Source organism: Streptomyces sp. NPDC014656, from assembly GCF_043084305.1.
Taxonomy (GTDB): domain Bacteria; phylum Actinomycetota; class Actinomycetes; order Streptomycetales; family Streptomycetaceae; genus Streptomyces.
In genome coordinates, this window is sequence record NZ_JBIBZN010000001.1 from 680,383 (window position 1) to 705,138 (window position 24,756).

The window sequence follows — 24,756 nt, forward strand, 5'->3', positions numbered from 1 at the left end:
CGCGGGAGGTCGCGGACATCCCGTACCGGCTCGGCGGAACCAGTAACGGCCGCGTAACGCCGCGGTCGTAGGATCCGGGGGCCGTCGGTGCCGGAGCGACGGCGGTCTCCCCGGCACCTTCCCCTTCCGTAGGAGCAGGCCCATGTACCTCCAGTCGGGGCGACGTTGTGGTGAGAAGGGCGGCCGCGGACGCGAGTTCGTTCGCCGCGTCGGCACCTGCGATGTCGTGGTCGGCGGTGCATCCCACGCTGACCGACCCTTGAGCGGAGGAGACGGTCGGTGCGGCGCGGCAGGGGCGGTCCTTCCGCTGCCCAGGTCAGCTGCTCGACGCACGGATCTCCTTGATCCTGCGCAGGGCCGCCGGATACGGGAGCAGCTCGGCCAATCGCGACGCCTTCGCGAAAGCTTCGGCGGCCTCCTCGGCGCTGCCCCGTGCGGCGAGCGCCGCGGCGTGGACGGCGCGAGCCGCGGTCTCCGCGATCCGCTCGCCCGTCCGGGCCGCACGCTCGACCTCGGACCGGGCGAGCGCAACTGCCCGGTCCGGCCGCCCGGCCGCCAGATGCGCCCACGCGGTGACGTGGGTGTGGCCCGTCACCTGGCCGAGCAGCACCAGCGCCTCGTCGGCCCGGCCCGAGTGGATGAACCATTCTGCCTGCGCGGTGCGGGCCTCGTTCTGTGCCTGCCGGTCGGCGCTGTCCCGTGCGGCGGAGACGGCGGACCGGAACAGCTCCTCGGGGTCGTCCTCCCCGCTGCGCATGAGGACCCGGGCCAGGGCGAGCCGGGCGTACGGGGTCGACCAGCCGAACGGAGCTCGCTCGGCCGCCCGGGCCAGCTCGGCGGCCTCGGACGTCTCCTCCAGCATGAGGTGCAGTTCGGCGAGGTTGGCCTGCTCGAAGGCGACGCCCGACCGGTCGCCGGTCCGCTCGGAGAGGGCCAGCGCGCGCCGGCCGGTGGCGATGGCCTCGCGCAGCCGGCCGGACCGGCGGGCCTGCTCGCGCAGTACGGACAGCACCGACCCCAGCAGCCAGGGTTCGCCGAACGCCTCGGCGTGCGGGAGCGCCTCCTCGACGACCGGGCCCGTCTCGGCGAACCGTCCGGCCAGCGCGAGCGAGGTCGCCCGCAGGGACAGGCCGCGGGCCAGCAGGGCGCGTCGTTCGGCGCCCACTACCTCCTCTGCACGCTCGATCGCATCGCCGGCCGCGTCGATCGCCTCCTCGTAGCGGCCCAGGACCATACAGGCCAGGGCCCGGCTCCCGTGGTGGGCGGCGGCGGACTGGGGCCTGACGTCGGCTGTGGGCGTCCGCGCGTCGAGCAGGGCCAGGCCCTCCCGGGCGTTCCGCATGCCGACGAGCACTTCCGCGAGGCGACCGGTGGCGAGGACCAGACCGTCCTCGTCGCCACGGCGCCGCAGTTCCTCCACAGCCTCGCGCAGTACGGTCGCCGCGTCCTCGTAGCGGCCCATTCGCCGCAGCACGGCACCCCGGTCGATGCGCGCCCAGGCGGCCTCGGCGGCCAGGGAGTCGAGGCGCTCGGTCAGTTCCGTGTAGTAGCGGTCCGCGGTGTCGTTGGCGCAGAGGGCCGCGGCGCGTTCTGCGGCCTGCCGCAGGTACGCGGTGGCACGCGGGTCGTCGGCCCGGGTGAGGTGTGCTGCGAGGGTGTCGACGGCGTCGGGACGGCGGCTGCGCACGGCGTCCGCGTAGGAGGCGTGCAGTACGCGGCGGCGGGCGGCGGAGAGCCGCTCGTAGCAGGTCAGCCGGATGAGCGGGTGGCGGAAGGCGAGACCGTCGACCGTGCGCCCGTCGACAACGATGTCACGCTCGGTGAGTATCGCCGCGGATACGGCGGCCTCCGCTCCGGCGGCGGCCTCGGCGGCGACGGGCCCGTCCCCGGGGGAGACGGCGAGGGAGGAAGTGACGTCCAGGACCTCGGACAGCGCCGCGTGCCCCCCGGCGACGGCGACGACCTCGACGACGCCTCGCGCGACGGGCGCGAGCCGGGACAGTCGTGCCGCGACGAGCTCCCGTACGCCTTCGGGTGCTGTGCTCCCGCCGCCCTCCATCAGTTCGCGAGCCAGCTCCAGTGTGAAGAGCGGGTTGCCCAGCGACAGGTCCCACACCCGTTCCGGCACGGGCGACCCCGGCGGCAGACCGAGCACGCCGGCCGCGAGGGCCAGGCAGTCGTCCCGCCCGAGCCGCTCAAGACCGACGTGCCGTGCCAGTCCCGACCGGCGCAGGCCATCGAGCACGGTCCGGCGTGGATCGTCGTCGGGAAGCTCCTCCGGGCGGTAGGTCACGGCGAAGCGCCAGGCGCCGGCCGAGCGGCGGGCCAGATGGCCGAGCAGGTGGAAGGAGCCCGTGTCGGCGGCGTGCAGGTCGTCGAGGACGACGAGTACCGGCGCCGAGGCGGCGAGGTCACGCAGCAGGGCGGCGGTGGCGGTGAAGAGCCGGTCGCGCTCGTCCTCGGGGCTGCGGGCGGTGTCCGAACCGGTGCGGCCGAGGGACGGCAGGAGTACGGCGAGTTCCGGGTAGTCGGCACCGACACGGGCGCGTTCGGTGGCCGGCCGCTCGGCGAGCCAGCCGTCGAGCGCCTCCACGAACGCCCCGTACGGGGTGTGCCCCTCGGCGTCGTGACCGGCGCCCCACAGCACCACGGCGCCGTCTTCGGCGGCGCACCGCGCGGCTTCCGTGACCAGGCGGGTCTTGCCGAGACCCGCCTCCCCGCCGAGGAGCTGCACGGGGCAGGCGTCGGGAGAGAGGAGTTCCGCGAGCGCGCGGCCGCGGCCGTGCAGCGGACCGGGCGGAGGAGTGCGGAGAGCGGGGGGCAGGGTGACGCCGGACGGCCGGGTGGACAGCGCCCCGCCTCCCGGACCGTCGAGAGCGAGGAGGTGGAGTCGCTCGGTCTCCGGACCTGGACGGATGCCCAGCTCGACGTCCAGGGCCTGGCGACACGCGTGGAACTGGGATATGGCCTGGCGCCGCAGCCCTTGCCTCAGGTAGGCGCTGATCAGCAGCTGATGGGCGCGCTCCTCGGAGGGACTGGTGTCGAGGACCTTCCGGGCCGCGTCGGCCGCTTCCTCGGCGGCACCCTGCTCCAGCAGCGCGGTCCCGTGCGCCAGCCGCAGCCGGTCACGGAGTTCTCCGATCCGTTTCCGGGGCTCCTCGGCCCAGTCGGCGTACCGGTCCTCGGGCAGCAGCTCGCCGGTGAACGCGGTGAGAGCCTCTGCGAGTGCGGGGCCAGGCCCCTGCTCCAGGGCTTCGGCGGCGAGCCGCTCGGCGTGGTCGGCGTCGACCCAGACGGTGTGCGGATCCAGCCTGAGCATGACGCCGTCGCTGGTGAGGTACGAGGAGACGGCGCGCGGCGCCAGCTCCGGCTCCAGCGCGCGGCGGGCGGTGTGCAGGGCCACGCGCAGGCTGCTGACCGCCGCCTTCCGGTCCGCTCCGGGCCAGCACGCCTCCATGGCCTGATCGCGGTGGAGCTGGTGGTCGGGTGTGACGGCGAGCAGTTTGACCAGGGCCTGGGCGCCGGGACGGGGCCAGCGGTCGGCGAGGGGCGGGCCGCCATCACGTGTCACCCGGAAGCCGCCGAGGAGGTGCAGGCGGAGCAGAGGGGGCGCGGTGGCCGTGCTGGGGGAGTGTGCCGTGTGCATGAGGCGAAACAGACTAAACCCCGACTCCTGCGCGTGCGTACGCGGGCCTGGCCGACCGCCGGCGGACCGACGTACTGGGCACGCCGTCCAGACGGCTGCGCCGGGTGGGATCGCACCCGGCTGGAAGACCGTGTGCGTAGCGGGGCACGGGCGAGGCCGGCGTCCTTCGGCGATGGTTCACCGGTCCGAGGCCTTTGCCGGTCTCCCGGGCTCTGCCGTGATCACCGCTGAACGCGGCCCGGCAGGTCCGAGGACGAGGCCGAGGCGGGCAGGCGGGCGGAGCCATTGAGCGGGCCTACCGGCGGCGCGCCGGCGTTCGTCGGGCGGGACGCCGAGACGGCCGCTCTGATCGGCGCGGTACGTGAGGGCGCCGCGCTCGTCGTCGTGCAGGGGAGCCGGGGATCGGCAAGACACGCCTGGTGCGGCACAGCCTCGGCGCCTTGACGCCCTCGACGGGCGGACGGTGCTGTGGGCGACCGCCCCGCCCCTGGCGGAGCCGTTCCCGCTCGGGCCGATCGTCGACGGCGTACGGTGCCGCGTCGACCGGGCGCCGGTCGGCCTCAGTCCCCTGGCCGGTGCCCTGCGGCCCCTGTTTCCCGAGTGGGCCCGGCTGCTGCCGCCCCTCTCGAACCGCTGGAGACCGCAGGGGCGACCCGGCACCGGCTGTTCCGTGCCCTCGCCGAACTCCTCGACAGGATGGCCGTGGACGTCCTGGTCCTGGAGGACGCCCACTGGGCGGACACCGCCACCCTGGAGTTCCTCCTCGGCCTGACGGCGGACGGTCTCGGCCACCGGTCCCTGGTCGTCACGTACCGGCCCGCCGAGGTCGACGTGGTCCGCGACGGCCGGGTGGTGGCGACGGTGCCGAGCACCGGCCGTCACGCGGACCGCGTCCGGATCGAAGGCCGGCCGGTGTACCGGTACCGGCTGGACGACACCGGTACGGAGCGCTGCTCCGCCACCACGGCGGTCGACTTCACCGGCTCGCCGGACGATCTGAACACCGACTGACGTTCCTCCGCCCCGCCGGTCCCCTACGGCGGGGCGGAGGCGTAGGCGGGAGCCGTGGCGACTCTGCGTCGCGTCGCCATCCCGCCACCCCACGGCCACGGTCGAAGCCCGTCCGCGCTGCCAGCATCGGCGGGTCCCTCCCCTGCGATCACCTGGAGCCCCCTCCGTGCACCTGAGATCCGTCGTGGCCGTCGTCGCCACCGCAGCAGCCCTGATTCCCGCCACCGTCGCCCGGTCCGCGCCGCCACCGGAGCCCGGCGCCTCCGAGGCCGCGGCGCCCCTCACCACCGTCACCGTCCCCCTGCCGTCCGGCGACACCGTGACCGTCGAGCGCTCCGACGGGGCGATCCGCTCCGCCACCGTCTCCCCGGCACCCGGCCGGGAGGGGATCACCTTCACCACCAGCAGTGTGGGGGAGGACGACGTGACCGTCGTGCCCTCCGACGCCGAACCCCTGCTCGCCACCGGCCGGCTCGACCCCCGCCTGTTCGACGTCGGCGACCTCCTCGACGCCGGGTACGGGACACAGGGCGGCACCCCCGCCACCGACGCCGTCGGCCTGATCGTCCAGCACGCCAAGGGCGACACCGCTTCGCGGAAGGCCAGGGACGCGGCGGGAACCGCGGCGCGCCCCGGGCGCTCCCTGCCGCGCCTCGGCATGACCTCCCTCGCGCCGCGCGACCGCTCCGACGCGGCGGCCACCTGGAAGCGGCTGACCGGCGGGGGAGCCGGCCGGTCCCTCGCGGGCGGTGCCGGCAAGATCTGGCTCGACGCGCGGATGCGCGTCGCCCTGGACCGCAGCGTTCCGCAGATCGGCGCGCCCCGCGCCTGGCAGGACGGCTACACCGGCGAGGGCGTCACCGTCGCCGTCCTCGACAGCGGCTGGGACTCCGACCACCCCGACCTCGCCGGCCGCGTGACGAGCTCCGCCGACTTCACCGGCACCGGAAGCGCGGAGGACGACAACGGGCACGGCACCCACGTCGCCTCCACGATCGCCGGCGTCGACGCCACGTACCGCGGTGTCGCGCCCGACGCCGGCCTCGCCGTCGGCAAGGTCTGCGACCGCACCGGCTCCTGCCCCACGTCCGCCGTGCTCGCCGGCATCGACTGGGCGGTGAACACCGCCCACGCCAAGGTCGTCAACATGAGCCTCGGCGGCCCCGCCGACGCGGACGACCCGGCGGTCCTGGCGATCGAGGACCTGTCGGCGCGGACCGGCACGCTCTTCGTCGTCGCGGCCGGCAACGAGGGCGAGTACGGCACCGGCACGGTCGGCTCGCCGGCCACCGCCGACGCCGCCCTCGCCGTCGGCGCCGTCGACGCGCAGGACCGCCTCGCCCCCTTCTCCAGCCGAGGCCCGCGCCCCCACGACAACGCCGTGAAGCCCGACGTCACCGCACCCGGCGTGAACATCGTCGCCGCGAAGCTCGGCGGCGGACACACCGCGAAGAGCGGTACGTCGATGGCGACCCCGCACGTCACCGGCGCCGCCGCGCTCCTCGCGCAGGCCCACCCCGACTGGACGGGCGAACGGCTCAAGGCCGCGCTGATGGGGACCGCCGTACCCACCCCGGGCCGGTCTCCCTACCAGCAGGGCGCCGGCCGCGTCGACGTCGGCCGCGCCGTCGAGGGGACGATCCTCGCCACGCCCGCGAACCTGACGACGACCACCGGCTGGTCGCTGGGCTCGGGCAAGGACACCGGCCACACCGTCACGTTCACCAACTCCGGCGACACCGACACGACCCTCGACCTCGCCGTCGAGTCGCCCCTCTCCCCGACGGCCCAGCCGGGCAACGCCGCTCAGTTCTCGGTGGACCGCGACCGCGTCACCGTCCCCGCTCACGGGACGGCCGGCGTCACGGTCACCACACGCGCCTCGCTGCTGCCGCACGGGCCGTGGTCCGCCGTGCTCACCGCCTCCCACGACGGCCGGAGCGTGACCCGCACCCTCCTAGGCGTCGACAGCCCCGTCCCCGCGCGCACGGTGACCGTGCGCGCCGTGAACCGCGACGGCACGCCCGCCACCGGCACCGCACTGCTGGTCAGTCGCTGGACGGGTGACCGCTACCCGGTCCGGCTCAGCGGCGGCACCGGCTCCGTGACCGTGCCCGAGGCCGAGTACTGGGTCGGTATGACGATCATCGGCGGCACCGGCGCGGAGCGCACCACCACGCTCGCCGCGACCTCCGTCACGCCCGCGGCCGACACCGCGGTGGAGCTCGACGCGCGCACCGCCGCCCCCGTCCGCGTCGACGTGAACGACGCCGGGGCGCGGGCCACGGCCATGCAGGCCGCCCTCGCGATGCCGGCCGGCACCGGCACGTACACGATGAGCGTGGTGACCACGGGAGCGGCCGCCGGCTCGTCCCTGTACGCGACCGCGTTCCCGCACGCGGACGTCACGTACCGTACGTTCGCCGTGCTCGCGGCCGACGGCGCCTCGTCGGTGGCACCGAGCCCGTTCTTCTACCATGTGACGCGCACCTGGGACGGCGGCGTGCCCGCCACGCCGTCCTTCGCCACCCGACGAAGCGAACTGACCGACGTACGAATGGAGTTCGACGCCCAGGGTGTGCCGTCCGCAGGCACGACCGCGGTGGCGCCCGACCACGGCGCGATGCTCCCCGTCCACATCGACCAGCCGGTGGCCTTCCCCTCGACGGTGCACGACTACCGCACGGAGGGCGACTGGCTCGACCGCGCCACGGTCGCCGGCCGTCAGTCCTTCGTCACGCCGTCGACGGCCTTCGGTCCGCGCGAAGGGCGCGAACTGCGCTTCGGGACCGCCGTGGTCGGCCCGGCGCTGCCCGCGGCACCCCTCCGACGGGTCCGGGACACCATGCTGTGGAGCCCCATGCCGTGGCTCGTCGACGGCGACGGCGGTCGGGGCGGCACCGACTGGGGCGCCACCGGCACGATGGCCCTGTCCCGGGACGGAGTGCGGGTGGGCTCGTGGAACGCCCTGGGCGCCGGCACGAGCACGAGCGTCCCGGCGCCCGAGGGCCGCTACACGCTCACCGCGGACGTCGTCCGAGCACAGTCCTACGCGGAACTCTCCACCCGCGTGCGGACGGAGTGGGGCTTCGACTCGGCGACCGACGACGGGACCGGCACCGTACTGCCGCTCATGGCCGTCCGGTTCGCCCCGCGCGGCCTGGACGACCACGGCCGCGTCGCCCCGGGTGCCACCACCCGCGTGGACCTCGCCGTCCAGCGTGCGCCGGGCGCGGCCGGGGCCACGGTCCGGCGCACGACCCTCGACGTCAGCTGGGACGACGGCGCCACATGGCACCCCGTCGGCGTCCGGCCCGCCCAGGGCGCCTCTCCCGAGCACGCCGACGTCACCGCCCCGGACGGAGCCGCGTCCGCTTCGCTCCGCGTGACGGTCGAGGCGAGCGACGGCAGCACCCTGACCCAGACGGTCATCCGCGCCTTCGGAGTCCGCGCGGGGAAGTGAGGGTGAAGCGACACCGTCGCCGACCCGGTCCCGGCACTTTGAACCGCAGGTGCCGGGACCGGGTCGGCCCCGCATCCGGCCCTCACGCTGACGACATCTCGACATGGCGGAGATTCGCCACCGCTCGAACTGGTGCCCGGCGTTCCGAATGGCCATGATCGTGCGTCATCCGACCGTCCAACCCCCGTGCTGACGGAGACCCCGCCCCACGGACCAGAGCGGAGCCAGGAACATGACGAACCCACCCGGCCGCAGACGCCTCGCCACGGCGGTCGCGGCCGTCCTGCTCGCCTCCCTGGCAACCACCGGGCCCGCGACGGCCGCTGATGCCGCCGACTCCGGCGGCGAGCCCCCTGCGGCAGCCCCGGCGACGAGCGCCCGCTCCCTCCTCGCCTCGCTCGGCCGTCAGGAGACCGAGGCGCTGCACCGCATGGCCGCCCTGGACCTGAACGGCCCGCACATCACCGACGAGGCCGTGCTGCGCTCGGACGAGCCCGTCGACGTCATCGTGCGGCTGAGCACGCCCCCGGCCCGTACCGCGCGACTGCTCGCCGCGGGCCAGGGCCGGGAACTGAGCGAAGCCGACGCCCACGGGGCCGTGACGAAGGCGCACGCCGACTTCCGCACCACGCTCGACAGGCTGTTCCCGGCGACCGGCGCCAAGGCCGGCGCCAGGACCGAAGCCCGCGTGCGCCGCACCTACACCCGGAGCTTCACCGGCGTCAGCCTGAGCGTGCCGGGCGACCGGATAGCCGACCTCCTGGAGCAGGACGGCGTGACGGCCGTCTGGCAGGACACCGCCGTCCGGGCACTGTCCGACCCCGAGACCGGCCCGGCCGGAGCCGCCGACATCGGCGGGCAGGACCACGACGACGGCCTGGCCCGCCTGCACGCCGAGGGCGTCACCGGCAAGGGCGTCAAGGTCGGCGTCATCGACACCGGCATCGACCACCGTCACCCCGACCTGAAGGACGTCTACGCCGGCGGATACGACTTCGTCGACGACGACACCGACCCCATGGAGACGACGTACGCCGACTGGAAGGCGTCCGGTCAGGCCGAGACCAACCGCGGCTCCACCTACTACACCGCGCACGGAACCCACGTCGCGGGCATCGTCGCGGGCCGCGGCGACACCTCCACCGAGCGCGCCGCGCACGGCGTCGCACCCGGCGCCTCCGTCCACGCCTACCGCGTCCTCGGCCCGTACGGCACGGGCCGCACCAGCGACATCATCGCCGCGATGGACCGCGCGGCCGAGGACGGCATGGACGTCGTCAACATGTCGCTCGGCGCCGCGGTCAACGACCCCCTCAGCCCGCAGGCCGTCGCGGCCGACAACCTCGTCCTCGCCGGTGTCACGACCGTGATCGCCGCCGGCAACAGCGGCCCGTCCGCGGGCACCCTGGGCACCCCGGGTGCCGCCGCCCTGCCGATCACCGTCGGCGCCCACGCCGCGCCGCTCACCCTGCCCGCGTACACCCTCGCCGCCGGTCCCGTCCGGGTCGGGGGCCGTCTTCTCGCGCAGCCCTTCGGAGACGCCCTCGACGCGCTCACCCGGGGCGACGGCCTCGGCGTCACCGACGTCGGCACCGGCGCCGCCGCCGGTTACACCGGCAAGGACGTCACCGGCCGCGCCGTCCTCGTCACGCGCGGCGGCACCAGCCTCGACGACAAGGTGAGCCGCGCGCGGAGCATGGGCGCCGCCGCCGTCCTCCTCGTCAACGACAAGGCGGACGAGGGGCACATCCCGGCCTACCTCGGCGAGAAGCCCTCCTACGTCCCTGCCTTCTCCCTGACCGCCGCCGACGGAGCCGCCCTCGCCGCTGCCGCCGTCCGGGGCGAGGTCTCGTTCACCGCCGCGGGAACCTTCCGGCTCGGTGACGGCTCCCTCGCCGAATTCAGCTCGCGCGGCCCGGTCTACGGCACCTCGGCCATCAAGCCCGAGGTCACCGCGCCCGGCGTCAGCGTCCTGTCCTCCGTCCCGGCCGACGCCGTCGACCCTGCCGGAGGCGACCACACCACCGCGTACGCCCGCATGAGCGGCACCTCCATGGCCGCCCCGTACGTCGCGGGCGCCGCGGCCCTGCTGCTCCAGCACGACCCCGGCATGGGCCCCGACGACGTGAAGACCGCCCTGATGAACACGGCCGTGCCGCTCCCCGGGAACCCGAGCGTCTTCGAGGCGGGCGCCGGAGCCGTCGACCCGTACGCCGCCGTCCACGCACGCACCACCCTTCAGGTCCCGGCCCGCACGGCCTCCACCGGCCTCGACGGCACACCGACCGAGATCGAGCACCGCACCGGCGCCCTGGACCTCGGCGTGCTGCCGCCGGGCCGCGCCACCACCCGCGCCGCTCGCATGGACCTCGTCAACACCGCCGGGGCGCCCGGCACCTACCGCGTGTCCGCCGCCTTCACCCGAGGCTCCGGCGCCTCCCAGGACGCGCGGGCCGCCGGCGTCACCCTCACCACCGACGACCGCGTGACCGTCGGAGCCCGCGGCAAGGTACCGGTCCGCACCACCCTGCACGTCCCGGCCGGAGCTCCCGTCGGCCATTACGAGGGCTTCCTCGTCCTCACGCCGCTCACCGCCGGCGCCTCGGGCACACTGCGCGTCCCCTTCGGGCTGCGCGTCGCGCCGTCGGGCTTCGAGGAGGTCGTCATGACCAAGCCGGTGATGTCCACGGGACGCGCCACCGCGGAGGGCGCGGTCGGCGGCGGCGCCGCCACCTTCGACCTGCGGATGGCCGGAGAGCTGCGCAGCATCGACGTGTTCCTCACCGACGAGCGCGGCGTGGACATCGGCTACGTCGGCGGCGTCAACACCACGGGCCTCACCGAGGGAGTCCTGTACGGCCCCGCCACCGTCGGCGCCTGGTACTACCCGCTGACCGGCGACGAGGGTACCCCGGTCGACCCGCGCGGCCGGTGGATGGAGGACGGCGCCCACCAGCTCCGCATCGTCGGAACCGACGCCTTCGGCGGCACCGACAGCGAACTGCGCCGCGTCTACGTCGACAACGCGGCTCCCCGCTACGAGGACTCCTACGGAGCCTGGGACCCGGCACACCCCCAGGTCGTCGAACGCGCCCCGACGGCATCGTCGTTCGAGCTGAACGGCACCCTGCGGGACGGCGAGGCCGACGCGATCCGGTCGTCGGGCCTCGACATCGGCCAGGACGACAACGTCCTCTACTACTCCCTCTACAGCCCCAATGCCCCCACCGGCCACGTCGCCGCGACCGAAGACGGCACGGTGCGCGGCTCGGTGGCCATCCAGCCCGTCGTCCCCGTCGCGCTCGTCAAGCTGTGGCCGGCCGACGCGGCCGGCAACATCGGCGCCACCCGCGTGCTCAACGTCGTCAAGGAGGGCACCCCGTACGTCGTCGGTGACGCGAGCGCCGCCACCGCCCGTGCGGGCGACCGGGTGACCTACACCCTCACCGCGCACGAGCTGAGGAGACTGCGGACCTTCACCTCCCAGATCCGCTACGACGACCGCAACATCCGGCTCGTGGGCGTCGAGCCGACGCCGGAACTGGCGGCCCACGCGCCGTCGGCCGTCCGTCGTTCCGACGTGTCCGCCGGCGCGTCCTCGTACAGCACCGTCACCGTCGACGTCGGTGATGCCGAGGGCATCACGGACGACTCCATGCCGCTCCTGAAGGTCACCTACGAGGTGACCGGCGGCTGGCAGACGGGGTCGGCGGGCCTCGCCACGGGCACCACCACGGTCGTCGACACGGAGGGCGTCCGGACCGTGCTGAACATCCAGTTCTACGGGGCGGTCCGGATGCTCGCCCCGACCTCTTCCTTCGGGGCCCGGCCCGCCGTCCAGGGCCTGCTCACCGAGGCCGGCGCCTACAACGCCGCCCGCGACCACAGCGCCGACGACATCGCAGCCGCCCTCACCGCGCCCGACGGCACCGTTACGGCACTGACCGCGGACCGCACCGGCCGGATGTCGGTCTCGGGGCTCGCCCCCTCCGACGGGACCCACCGCTTCGACGTGCGGGTGCCCGGCCACTTCGGATGGTCGGAGGAGATCGACCTCGCGCTGCGCGGACCCTGGGGCCTGGCCGGTACCGGCGCCTCCTCCCGGGCGGCGCTCCTCGCCGGCGACGTCAACGGCGACGACGTCATTGACGTCCGCGACGCCGCCGCCGTCCACGCGGCACGCGGCACCGGCCTGCGGGCCGCCGACATCGACCACGACGGCGTCGTCGACGCCGCCGACATGGCCTGGGTGGTCACCAACTACCTGCGGCAGAACAGCATGTCCGAGCGGTACACCGACCCGGTGAAGCGGCTGCGGGGCCGGACCCTGGAGGACTACGTGGCGCTCATGTGACCGGTCGGCCACGCGCGGCCCGACGGGGGCGAACCCCAAGCGGTCCGCGCGGGGCCGGCGCACGACGTGAGGGGTGGCGGGGCCGTGGGGGGCCCGCCACCCCTCACACCCAGTTGTTCCGCATCGCGTACCAGCCCAGCTGGACACGGGAGGAGACGCCCGCCACGTCCATCAGGGCCCGCAACCGCCGCTGGACCGTCCGCGGCGAGCTGCCGAGCTGATGGGCCGTGGCCGCGTCCGTCAGACCGGAGAGCATCAGCTGGAGCAGCTTGCGGTCCGTCGGGTCCAGGTCGCCGTCCTCCCGCAGATACGGGCGGGACCGCCGCCACACCGACTCGAACAGCTCGGTCACGAGCGCGACGAGAGGCGGCCGCAGCACCACCGAACGCCCCGGCTCCACCTGGACCATCGCGGTCTCCTCGTCCGCGACCACGAGCTTGGTCAGCGGATGGTCGACCACCCGCACCTGGTGACCGAGCAGCAGCCGCTCGTCGAGCGCCCGCAGTGCCGCCGGCTCGGTGAGGAACGCCCGGTCCACCACGACCCGGTAGGCGGCGACGGTGTTCCCGTCCCGGCGCAACGGCAGCTTCTCGTCGTCCGCCGGCTCCTCTCCGCGCAGATCGGCCCCGGAGTCGCCTTCAGGCATGGAGCGTTCCTCCTCGCCCGCGTCCTCCGAGAGGGTGGTCGGCACCGGAGCGACGGCGTTCGCACCGGACTGGAAGACGCAGAGGGAACGACGGGCCGCGTACTCCAGGGCGTTGAGGCGGAGGGCCTGCGCCGTCCTGCCCTCCACGAACTCGACCAGGAGCTCCTCGGCCCGGACAGACTCCGGGCGCCACTGAGTGAGGACCCGGGTGAGCGAGTCGTCGGCCCGGCGCAACTCCGCCTGGAGGTCGGCGAACCGGTTGCGCAGAGCGAGATCGGTCACGGCGTCGGAGGGGTGGGACGGCGTGGCGGCAGCGGCGCCGGCGGTCTGCCGGGGCTGGGTTCCATGTGCGGACGACATGGTTCCAGTGTCGTCATGTGCACGGCCGTAGTCACCCCTGACCTCGTCACATCCGCCTCCGCGCGATCGGCCCCGGGGGGCGGGTGCGGTGGCGAGTCGGCGTCATGACGGCCTCTCGCCAGCCCGAAGTTCCCCGGCGGCACGACGGATTGGCCACGCTGCTGCTGCCCCTCGATCCCCCAACCCGGAAGGACATTTGTGAGAACCCGCAGATCCTGGCAGCGGATCGCGGCAGCCCCGGCGCTCGCCGCGCTGCTCGCCGCCGTCCCGCCCGCCGCCCACGCGGCCGACCCGCCCACCCCCCTGGGCCCGGAGACCGGCGGTCGTACCGTCACCGTCACCCTCGTCACCGGCGACGTGGTCGACGCCCGGGTCGCCGCCGACGGCACCGTGCTGTCCGCCGCCCCGCGCCCCGCCGACGCCACCGACCACCCCGCCGCCACCTGGCAGGACGGCACCCGCACCTACGTCTTCCCGCAGGGCGTCGAGCCGCTCGTCGACGCCGGACTCGTCGACCCGGCGCTCTTCGACATCGGCGGGCTCGTCGCCGACGGCTACGACGACGCGCACAGCGACACCCTTCCCGTCGTCGTCTCCTACGGCTCCGGCGGCGCCGCCCGCCGTGCCACGACACCCGGCACCACCGTCACCCACACACTGGATTCCATCGGCGGCGCCGCCCTCGCCGTCGACAAGGAGTCCGCCGCCGACGCCTGGGCCGCCCTGGCACCCCGCGGCGACCGCGCCCGCGCCGCCGGTGCCGTCCGCCGGATCTGGCTCGACGCCAAGGTCCACGGCACCGCCGCCGACAGCCTCGGCACCCCGACCGTGCCGCTCACCGGCGCCGAGGCGGCGCACCGCGCCGGGCTCGACGGCAGCGGCGTCCGGGTCGCGGTCCTGGACACCGGCGTCGACGCCGCCCACCCCGACCTCGCGGGCCGGATCGCCGCCACCGAGGTCTTCGTGCCGCGCGCCGACGCCGAGGACCGCACGGGCCACGGAACCCACACCGCCTCCACGATCGCCGGCACCGGCGCAGCCTCCCGGGGCCGCTACGCGGGCATGGCGCCCCGGGCGGACCTCCTCGTCGGGAAGGTCCTCGGCGACGACGGCTCGGGCACCCTCAGCGGCATCGTCGCCGGCATGGAGTGGGCCGTCGACCAGGGCGCGCGGATCGTCTCCATGTCGCTCGGCGCCGACGGCGCCACCCGCTGCGCGGGCCCCGACGTCGAAGCGGTCCAGCGCCTCTCCGACAGGGCCCTGTTCGTCATAGCGGCGGGCAACGCCTCGCTGCGGGGCACGGTCTCCACCCCCGGCTGCGCGCCCGCCGCGCTGACCGTCGGCGCCGTCGACCGCAAGGGCGTGACGGCCTCCTTCTCCAGCCGGGGCCCGTCCGCCGACGGGGTCTCCGCCAAGCCCGACATCGCCTCCCAGGGCGTCGGCGTCGTCGCCGCCCGAGCCGGTGGCCGCGGTGACCTCGCGTACCAGGAGATGTCCGGTACGTCGATGGCCACCCCGCACGTGGCGGGCGGCGCGGCTCTCCTCCTCCAGCGGCGGCCCGACCTGACGCCCGCCGGTCTCAAGGCCCTCCTGACCTCGTCGTCGGCGACCACCGACGCCCCCGTCCTGGAGCAGGGCGCCGGCCCGATGGACGTGGCGCGCGCCGTCGTACAGCCGGTGACCGCCGCACCGGCGCCGCTGCTCGGCGACTTCTCCTACCCCCAGTCGGGCCTCGACCCGGTCGACGCACCCGTGACGCTGACCAATGGCACCGACGAGGACGTCACCCTCCAGCTCGCCGTCCGCGACGTGCGCGGCGACGACGGCTCCCGGGTGCGGGGCTTCGCCCGGCCCGCCCGGCACGCGGTCACCGTCCCCGCCCACGGCACGGCCGAGGTCCCGATCCGCATCGACCCCTCGGTCCCCCTGGACCCCGCCGCCCTCGGCACGCTCACCGGACGCCTCGTCGGCACCGGACCCGACGGCGTGCGGCTCGTCGTCCCGTTCGGCGTGCACCTGGAGGTGCCGTCCGCGGACCTCACCGTCGAGGGGATCGACCGGCACGGCGAGCCGGCGGTCTCCCCCTCGGCCTTCCAGCTCTTCGACGACCATCGCGACACGGCGCGCCGGTACACCCTCGGCCACCCCGAAGCGGGCAGCACCACGATCCGGGTACCGCTCGGCACGTACTCGCTCAGCGGTCTGATCATGACGCGGGACGAGCCGGGCGGCGCGGGCAGCGTCGCCTCCGTCGCCCAGCTGTACGAGCCCCGGCTCACCGTCACCGGCGACACCACGGTCACCTTCGACGCCCGCGAAACGGAGCGGCTCTCCTGGGACACCGAGCGGGCCGGCCAGGCCGCCGGTTTCGCCCTCGGTCTGACCGTGGCCCTCGACGACGCGCGGCGGCTCAAGGCCGGCTACCTCGCCGCCGTGCCCTCCTACGTCAAGGACGTCTACGCCCGGCCCGTGCGCGCCGACGACCGGCTGACGTTCCTCGCCTCGGCGCGGCTGACCGCGCCCCGGGCCCGGCTCACCAGCTCCGGCGGCCGGACCCTCGACGCCCTCCCCGTCCAGAGGTCCACGGAGTTCGACGGGCGCGGCACGGCCGAGGTCGTCGCCATCGGCAAGGGCACCGCCGACCGGTTCGCCGCCCATGACCTCCGGGGGAAGATCGCCCTGGTGGACGCCGGCCCCGGCGGCGGCAACGCCCACACCTGGGACCAGGCCGCGGCGGCGGCCGGCGCCGTCGGTGTCCTCGCCGCCGTCCCCGACAGTCCGGGCCGCCACCAGCTGACCGGCCCCGAGGGCGTCCCGCAGTCCACGGTCACCTGGGTCGACTCCCTCGCGCTCAAGGCGGAGGCCGAGCGTGGCCCGGTCACCGTGGCCTGGTCGGGCACCGCCACCGCGCGCAGCCCGTACGTCTACAACCTGGCGCACGTCGACCGGGGCGCGATCAGCGCCGGGACGGAGCGGGTCCGCGACCGCGACCTCGCCGTGTCCGACGCCCGCTACCACGTGCAGACCGCGACGGACACGACGTACTGGTCGGACGTCCAGGTCGGCGTCCCCGGCTTCGCCGCGGTGTGGGCGGGCGGTACGACGCTGCCGTTGCGCGCCCCGCAGGAGCGCACGGAGTTCTTCACCCCGAGCGGCGAGGACGGCCTGACGTGGACGACGCTCATGCGCCGTGACCTCGGCCCGTACGGCGGAACCGCCTATGACGGCCCGCGCCGGGCCGAGCGCGGCCGCGTCACCGGCGACTGGTACAAGACGCCGTACGGCCCGGTGCGCAACACCTACGACCGGCCGCTGATGTCCCGCGACGGCGACCGTCTCGGCTTCGTCGTCGCGCCGGTGGGCGATGCGGGCGGCCACGACTCGACGCTCGCCCGCACCGACTACGGCACCCGGCAGCTCCTCGTCGACGGCGAGCCGCAGGCGGCCACCGGCGGCGTCTTCACCCTGCCGCAGGAGTCCGCCGAGGTGACGTTCCGCCAGAGCTGGCGCCGGACCGTCTCGCCCGTCGACCGGACGGGCCTCGCGTACGCCACCTCCTGGACCTTCCGTACGGAGGCCGCCGACCAAGGGGCCCAACGCCTCCTCGTGCCGGTCGTCGACCTGCCGTCGGACCTGCGCAACTCCCGCCCCGCGGGGGAGCCCACGACGATCGGGCTGAGCGCCGTCGTCGACGGGCGCACGGAGCCCGTCACGCCGGACTCGGTCGGCGTGGAGTACGCGTACGGCACCCAGAGCACCGTCGACACGGTCACCGACTGGCGTCCGGCGGAGGTGCGCCGGTCCGGCGCCACCTGGACGGCGAGCCTGCCGGGCGACGCCCCCGCAGGAGCCTTCGTCCACCTGCGCGTCACCCTCGCCGACGGCGCGGGCGCCCGGGTCGACCAGACCATGGTCCGCGCCTACGAGCTGCGCTGACCGGCCGGTGAGAAGGGGCCACCGCCCGCTCTCGCGGGTGGTGGCCCCTTCCGATCCCGTCCCGGCGGTCGCTACCGCAGGTCGGGACGGTGGGTGACGCGGACCGTGTTCACCAGCGGCGTGCCGGTGACGGCCGACAGCGTCAGATCGAGCCGTCCGTCCGTGACCGTGACCGTGAAGGACTTGGCCAACGCCCGGTAGCCGCCCCCGGACTCCAGGGCGACGTCGACGTTGGACAGCTTCTCGACGCCCTCCGCGAGCACGTCGAACACCCGCCGCCCGGGTGCCTTGCCACTGAGTTCGGCGAAGCCCAGCTCGACCTGGTACACCCCGTTCGGCAGTCCGTCGAAGCGGTAGCCCGTGGCCGCCTGGCGGCCGGTCCGGAGCAGTTCCTGCTCCTGCGTGTTCCCGATGGACTTGTTGGTGCGGACGGCGACCGCGTCTTCGCCCAGATAGCCGTACGAGCCCTCGGCCCAGGCACGGTCGGCCGTCCATGCGTCGCCCTGGCCGTCGACGAGCCCGCTCGTCGCGCCCGCGTCGACCGCAGACCGGTAGGCCGGGACGACGACGGTCAACGGCAGTTCGGTGACCGGCGCGCGGCCGCTCGCCGAGGCGACCACCAGCGTGCCCTTCAGGACCGTGCCCGGGGTCGCCCGGCCGGTGTCGAAGGCCAGCGTCACCCGCTGCGTCCCCGACGCGTCGATCCGTCCGGCCGACGGCGTTGCCGTCAGCCAGGGGGCGCCCGCCTTCTCCCGTACCGTGTAGTCGGCCGCGGAACCGGAGTTGGCGAGGACGAGACTCCGCTCGCGGGTCTCCCCGGCCGGGATCGTCAGCGCCCAGCCCTCCGTACGGTCGGCCACGACCACGCCCGTACGCAGCCTCGTCCCGGTCCGCAGGACGGAGAGGCCCTGGAGCGTCGCGGTCTCGGTGACCGGCTCGTAGTTCGGCGCGGTGACACGCACCTCGTACGGCGCCGGGTCGGTGGCCGGCACCTGTGCCAGGTACGAGCCGTCGGCCCGCAGCGCGGGCGTGGCCACCGTGGTCCCGTCACGGGTGACCGTGACCTTCGCGCCCGGCACCGGCTTGCCGTCGTTGGCGTCGAGGACCGTGCCGGAGACGACGGCACTCCGCTCGGGGCGGAACCGCACCGCCATGCCCTCGCGCAGGGACACCTCCTTGAAGGAGTACAGGAAGGCGTCGGTGCCCTCGTGGTTCTCCGCCCCGACGGTGGCACCGGCACCCAGCTCGTCGTTCACCCCGCCGGGATCGACGCCCCGGTAGTGGAAGGAGTAGGTGCCGTCCTCACCGATCGCCGCGGCGAAGCCGACGCGCCGGTCCGGGGTCTTGCTCAGCTGCATGTCGCGCCATTCGACGACGAACTCCCGGTGGGGCGCGGTGCCGCGTACGGCCGTGTAGATGCCGGAGGCCTCGTCCATCCGCAGGTCGTCCCAGAAGGGGTACAGGGCGCCGTTGGCGCCGGTTTTGTCCGGCAGCCGGGTGTTGGCCCCGCCGAAGTCCGGGTAGCCGAGGATCAGCACGCCGTCCAGTGAGACCCATGCCTTGTCGTAGGTGCGCCCGTAGAGCGCGACCGGGAACGGCAGGTCGACGACGTCGTAGCCGCTGTACGGGCCGGTGATGTCCACGCGGCTGTCGCCGCTCGGGAACGGCGCCGCGCTCTGCCGGCAGGTGGTGCCGAAGCCGTCGACGCGGCCGGACAGGCTGACGTTCCGGCCGAGTCCGCCCGTGCCCACCGTGACGCCGATCGCCTCGGTCTCCGCGCACTTGTTCCGGGGCGTGAACGTCACCTCGTACGTGCCCGTGGGCAGGGTGAGCGCGTAGCGCCCGTCGGCACCCGTCGTGGTCCGCACCGGCGTGCCCTGGACGACCAGCTCCACGTCGGCCTCGGGACCGGAGACGCTGCCGACCGTGCCGGTCACCGTGCCCGTGGGCGCCGGGACAAGGACCGTGTCGGTGGTCGTCGTGCGGTCCGCGACGACCGTGACGTCGCTCTTCCCGGTCAGGTAGCCGAACTTCACGACGGTGACCGGGTAGGTGCCCGCCACGACCCGGGGCAGCGTGAACGTGCCGTCGGACCTGGTGCGGGCGGTGGCCCGCACAGGGCCGGTGAGGCTCACCGTCGCGTCGCCCACCGGTGTGCCGGCCGCCGTGGTCACCGTGCCGGTGAGGGCGCCGAGCGCGCCGCGGGGCGCGGCCGTCACCGCGGCGTACGCGTCGAGCCGGCCCTCGCCGAAGACGTTGTTCTTCTGCGCGGTCCCGCCGCAGGCCGTCGCGTCCACGTCGATCGCGCTGCCGCCGAGCACGGCCTCCGTCGCCGCCACGTCGCCGCGCAGCGCCGGGGCCGCCGACCACAACAGGGCCACGGTGGCCGCGGTGTGCGGCGATGCCATCGACGTACCGGAGTTCGGCACGTATCCGCCACCGGGCGCGGCGGAGCGGACGTTGACGCCCGGAGCGGCGATGTCCGGCTTGACCGTGCCGTTCTCACCCGGGCCCCGGGACGAGAACGGGGCGATGCGGCCCGCGACGTCGAAGGCGCCCGTGGCGTACGAGGGCGCGTACGCGCCCGGCGCGCCGGCGACGTCGCAGGCCGGTCCGAGGTTGCCGCCCGAGAAGGCGGGGAAGATCCCCGCGTCCCGCCACGCCTGGACCATGTCGCGGTACCAGGTGTCCAGGGTGTTGCCGCCCCACGAGTTGTTCACCACGTCCGGCGCCAGGTCCGGGCGCGGATTGCGGCCCTTGGCATCGGTCGGGGCCAGCATCCACTGGCCCGCCGCCAGCAGCGCGGAGCGGGTGCACTCCTGCGGGTTGCACGCCTTGGCGGCGATCCACGTGGCACCGGGGGCGACACCGATGCGGTTGCCGGCGCCGTCGTCGCCGACCATCGTGCCCATGGTGTGCGTGCCGTGGCCGCCCTCGTCGCACGGCTCGGGACCGCGCTCGGCGCAGACGCCGGTCGGGTCGAACCAGTTGTACGCGTGGTCCACGGTGCCGTCGGCGGCCAGGCCCCGGTAGGAGCCCAGCAGGGCCGGATGGTCGTGGTCGACGCCCGTGTCGATGCCGGCGACCACCGTTCCCTCGCCGCGCACGCCCAGTTCGTCCCAGACCCTGGGCGCGCCGACGCGCTCGACGTTCCACTCGACGCCGTCGACGGCGGCCTCCTCCACGGCCGGCAGCGGGTCGGGCACGGCGATCGGGTCGTCGGCGAGGATCGCCGTCACCTCGTCACGGGCGGCGATCCTCGCGGCGAGCGCCTCGCCGCCGGTGACCAGCATCGTGTTGCTGATCCAGAAGGACCGGTAGGCCACCCCCTCCTGGTCGAGGAGGGCGCGGAGCCCGGCCTGGGCGCGGTCGGCGTGGCCCTGCCTGGCCGCGATGACGGCGCGGCCGCGGGCGGTCTTGGCTGCGCGCCGTTCGGTGGCGGACGTACCGCTTCCGGAGACTTGACCGCGGGGCGCGGACGTGTCCGCCTCGGAGGCCAGCTGGACCCAGAACCTCGTGCTGGCGCCGTCCGCGAACTCGGCGAGCACCCCGCCCCGCGCCTTGCGCTCCAGCGCGCTCGCCGCCGGGACGGAGTCGTGGCCGGACGGGGGCGCGGCACCCATCAGGGGCACGCCCAGGAGGGCGGCCAGCACGGCGGGGACCAGGCCCCGCCGCAGCGATCTTCCTCTGCTCAACTTCTTCTCCTAGGTGTGGCGTTCCGCCGCGCGGACGCGCCGGATCCGTAGCGGGGAGGCATCAGGCGCCCAGGTCCGGCCGCTCGGTGACGCGGACGGCGTTCACCAGCGTCTTGCCCGCGTGGGCGACGAACCGCAGGTTCAGCTGGCCGTCCGCGACCTCGACGGTGAACGTCTTGGACAGCGCGGTACGCACGGAGCCCGTCTCGGCGACGATGTCGAGCGCCGCGACGCGTTCGACGCCCTCGGCCATGACGTCGAAGACCCGTTCTCCGGCCGCTCTGTTGGCGAGTTCGGCAAAGCCGAGGTCGATCTGGTAGACCCCGTCCGGCAGACCGTCGAACCGGTACTCCACGGCTCCCTGGCGAGCGGTCCGCAGCGCCTCCTGGTCCTCCGTGCCGTACACCGCCTTGCCGGTCGACACGGTGCCCGTCCTGCCCACGTGTCCGTAGGCACCGGACTCCCAGGCCCGGTCGGGGCCCCAGCCGTCGGCGGGCTGGGCGTCGGCACCAGTGTCCAGTGCCAGGTGGTAGGCGGGGACGAGGACCCGCACCGGGACCCGGATGACGGGTGCGCGTCCGCTGTCGGACGCCACCAGGACCGCGCCGTCGAGCACCGTGCCCGGGGTGACGCCGGCGGTGTCGAACACGAGCGTGACAGCGGCCTCGCCACCCTTGTCCAGGTGTCCCGAGGCCGGGGTGGCGCGCACCCAGGACACGCCGGCCTCGGCCGTGACCGAATAGTCGGTGCCGGAGCCGGAGTTGCGGACGGCGATGCTCCGCTCCCCGGTCCCGCCGGGCAGCACGGTGAGGACCGGCACGGCGGCGGGAGTCACCGTGACCAGGCCGGTTTCCAGGGAGGTGGCCCCCCGGGACACGGTCCCGGACGCCAGCGCGACGGTCCGGACGCCGGTCGTGTAGTGGGATGCGGACACGGTGACCTCGTAGGGCTCCGCCCCGGCCGTCACGGGCACCTGTACCAGGTACGCGCCGTCACTCGCGGTCGTGCCCGTGGCGACGGGCTCGCCCGCGCGAGTCACGGTCACAGCGGCTCCGCCGACCGGCTTGCCGTCGTTGGCGTCCGTCACGGTGCCGGAGACGGACGCGCTGCGCTCGGGCCGGAAGGCGATGCTCATGCCCTCGGAGAGGGATGCCTCGTTGTACGAGAACTGGAGGGCGTCGGTGCCGTCGCCGTTCTCGGCGGCGATGGTGGCGCCGAGGCCGAGCGCGTGGGCCCCGCCGGTCAGTTCCTTGTAGTGGTAGGAGTACGTGCCGTCCTCGCCGATCACCACGGCGAAGTCGAGCTTCTGCGTGCGGGCCGCGCTCGGCACCAGGTCCCGCCACTCCACGACGACCTCGCGGTGCGGGGCCGTACCGCGCGTCGACCAGTGGATGCCGCCGGTGGTGGTGGCGAGCTGGAGGTCGTCCCAGAAGGGGTAGAGCGAGCCGTTCGGGACGCCGGTGTGGGGGAGCGACCGGTTGGCCGCGAGGTTGGTCGTCGGCCCGAAGGCGAGGAAGCCCTCGATGTTCGGCCGCACCTCACGGTAGGTCCGGCCGTACAGCGCCACCGGGAAGGGAAGCTTGATGGTGGCGGAACCGGAGTACGGACTGGTCAGGTTCAGCCGGGTCTCGCCGGTGGGGAAGGCGGCCCCACGCACGACCCGGCAGGTCGTGCCGAACTTGTCGCTCCGGCCGGGCAGCGCGAGATCACGGCTGTGCGTGCCCTCCGCGACCTCGACGGTGAGCGCTCCGACCGTGGTGCACCGCGATGTCGGAGTGATCGTCAGCTGATGCTCTCCGGCGGGGAGTTCGAGCGAGTACGAGCCGTCTGCCCCGCTCGTGGTGACGACGGGGGAGCCGGCCACGGCGATCTTCGCGCCGGGCTCGGGGCCGCCCGCCGTGCGGACGGTGCCGGTGAGGGTGCCGAGCGGGGCAAGTGTGAGCGCGACGTCGCGGACGGCCGCCCCGCCCTCGGTGACCGTGGCGGTCGTCCGCTCCGTGACGTAGCCGAACCGCGAGACGGTGACCGTGTAGTCGCCGACCATCACCTTCGGCAGCGCGTAGGCGCCGTCCGCCTGCGTGGTCGCCGTCGCGTACATCGGACCGGTCAGCTCCACGGTGGCGCCCGCCAGCGGCGCTCCGCCGGTGGTGACGGTGCCCCGCAGTGCGCCGAGAGGGCCGCGCGGGGCCCCGTCGACCGCGCCGTACGCGTCGAGCCTGCCCTGGCCCCAGACGTTGTTGTCCGCCGCCGTGCCTCCGCACGAGGTGTCGTCCGTGTCGGCCGCCGTGCGGTCGAGGAGCAGCTCCGTCGCCGCCACGTCGCCGCGGAGCGCCGGGGACGCCGACCACAGGAGCGCGACCGCGGCCGCGGTGTGGGGAGACGCCATCGACGTACCGGAGTTGAGCGCGTAGCCCCCGCCGGGGACGGAGGAGCGCACGTCCACGCCGGGAGCGGCGATGTCCGGCTTCACCGCGCCGCCCTCACCGGCCCCCCGCGACGAGAAGACGGCGATCCGCCCCTCGCTGTCGAAGGCGCCGGAGGCGTAGGCGTTGGTGTACGCGCCGGGCGATCCGGCGGTCGCGCAGTCGGGACCGTCGTTGCCGCCCGAGAAGGCTGGGAAGATGCCCGCGTCCCGCCACGCCTGGACCATCGACTTGTACCAGGTGTCGATGATGCCGTTGCCCCAGGAGTTGTTGATCACATCGGGGGCGAGTTCCGGCCGCGGGTTATGGCCCCGCGAGTCGGTGGGGGCGAGCATCCACTGCCCCGCCGCCAGGAGGGCGTCCTGCGGGCAGCCGAGGGTCGTGCAGGCCTTCGCGGCGATCCACCGCGCGCCCGGCGCCACGCCGATGCGGTTGCCGGCACCGTCGTCGCCGACCATCGTGCCCATGGTGTGCGTGCCGTGCCCGTGGTCGTCGCAGGGTGCGTCGCCCTGGCAGCTCGCCGTGGGGTCGGTCCAGTTGTAGGCGTGACTGACGGTGCCGTCCGCCGCGCTGCCGCGGTAGGCGCGCAGCAGTGCCGGGTGCTGGTACTCGACGCCCGTGTCGATGTTGCCGACGACGACGCCCTCACCCCGTACGCCCAGCTCGTCCCAGACGCGAGGGGCGCCGATCGCGTCGACACCCCACTCGACGCCGTTCACGGCGGCCTGCTCGGTGCCCGGCAGCGGGTCGGGCAGGTCCACCGGTACGTCGGCCTCGATGGCGGCCACCTCGTCGCGCGCGGCGATCAGCTCGGCGAGCGCCCTGTCGCCGGTGACCTTCACCGTGTTGCTGATCCAGTACGGGGTGAAGCGCGCGCCCTCCTTCCGCAGCAGGGCCTTCAGACCGGCCTGAGTGCGTTCGGCGTGCCGGGTCTTGGCCTCGATCACCGCGCGGCCCTTGTCGGCCTTGGCGCGTCGTCCCCCGGCTGCGGAGGCTTCGGCCTCCGAGTCCAGACGGACCCAGAACGAGACGCGGTCCTGCCTGGCGAGGCCGTCGAGCACCGCCCCGTCCGCCTTGGCGGCGAGCGTGTTCGCCTGTCGCGGGGCGGGAGGGGGAGCTGCCAGGACAGGGCCCGCCCCCAGCAGGGGCGCTCCCGTCGCGATCACGAGAGAGGCGGCGAGCAGTCCGCGCCACCTCGGGGTTCTTCGACTCACTGCATGAC

8 protein-coding genes are annotated in these 24,756 nt (G+C 74.7%); 4 read left to right on the forward strand and 4 right to left on the reverse strand.

The window, feature by feature from the left end; all coding sequences use genetic code 11:
- Positions 1 to 316 precede the first annotated feature (316 nt).
- Positions 317 to 3,646 (reverse strand): ATP-binding protein, encoded by a 3,330-nt coding sequence (locus ACF1ED_RS03110; RefSeq protein WP_391756632.1) that lies wholly within the window; start codon positions 3,644 to 3,646, stop codon positions 317 to 319.
- A gap of 600 nt (positions 3,647 to 4,246) precedes the next feature.
- Here ACF1ED_RS03110 and ACF1ED_RS03115 point away from each other — a divergent pair.
- The 3 genes from ACF1ED_RS03115 (at position 4,247) to ACF1ED_RS03125 (ending at position 12,474) form a co-directional block, all read left to right on the forward strand.
- Positions 4,247 to 4,657: a hypothetical protein gene (locus ACF1ED_RS03115; RefSeq protein WP_391756633.1), complete on the forward strand. Its 411-nt coding sequence runs from the start codon at positions 4,247 to 4,249 to the stop codon at positions 4,655 to 4,657.
- A 166-nt stretch (positions 4,658 to 4,823) separates the two neighbouring features.
- On the forward strand, positions 4,824 to 8,120 hold the full coding sequence (locus ACF1ED_RS03120; RefSeq protein WP_391756634.1) for a S8 family serine peptidase: 3,297 nt from the start codon (positions 4,824 to 4,826) through the stop codon (positions 8,118 to 8,120).
- Between the two features lie 232 nt (positions 8,121 to 8,352).
- Complete coding sequence (locus ACF1ED_RS03125) at positions 8,353 to 12,474, forward strand: S8 family serine peptidase (protein ID WP_391756635.1); 4,122 nt, start codon at positions 8,353 to 8,355, stop codon at positions 12,472 to 12,474.
- A 103-nt stretch (positions 12,475 to 12,577) separates the two neighbouring features.
- On the opposite strand, the gene ACF1ED_RS03130 is transcribed toward ACF1ED_RS03125, so the two are convergent.
- Complete coding sequence (locus tag ACF1ED_RS03130; protein ID WP_391756636.1) at positions 12,578 to 13,480, reverse strand: helix-turn-helix transcriptional regulator; 903 nt, start codon at positions 13,478 to 13,480, stop codon at positions 12,578 to 12,580.
- Between the two features lie 198 nt (positions 13,481 to 13,678).
- Between ACF1ED_RS03130 and ACF1ED_RS03135 the strand changes: the two genes are divergently transcribed.
- The gene (locus ACF1ED_RS03135; RefSeq protein ID WP_391756637.1) at positions 13,679 to 17,416 is read left to right on the forward strand and encodes a S8 family serine peptidase; all 3,738 of its coding nucleotides are present in this window, start codon (positions 13,679 to 13,681) and stop codon (positions 17,414 to 17,416) included.
- A 71-nt stretch (positions 17,417 to 17,487) separates the two neighbouring features.
- On the opposite strand, the gene ACF1ED_RS03140 is transcribed toward ACF1ED_RS03135, so the two are convergent.
- Together ACF1ED_RS03140 and ACF1ED_RS03145 are read right to left on the reverse strand one after the other, a co-directional pair.
- Positions 17,488 to 21,111, reverse strand: a complete 3,624-nt coding sequence (locus tag ACF1ED_RS03140) for a S8 family serine peptidase (RefSeq protein WP_391756638.1) — start codon at positions 21,109 to 21,111, stop codon at positions 17,488 to 17,490.
- 61 nt (positions 21,112 to 21,172) lie between these two features.
- Entirely contained in the window at positions 21,173 to 24,748 is a 3,576-nt protein-coding gene (locus tag ACF1ED_RS03145; RefSeq protein ID WP_391756639.1) for a S8 family serine peptidase, read from the reverse strand.
- Positions 24,749 to 24,756 lie beyond the last annotated feature (8 nt).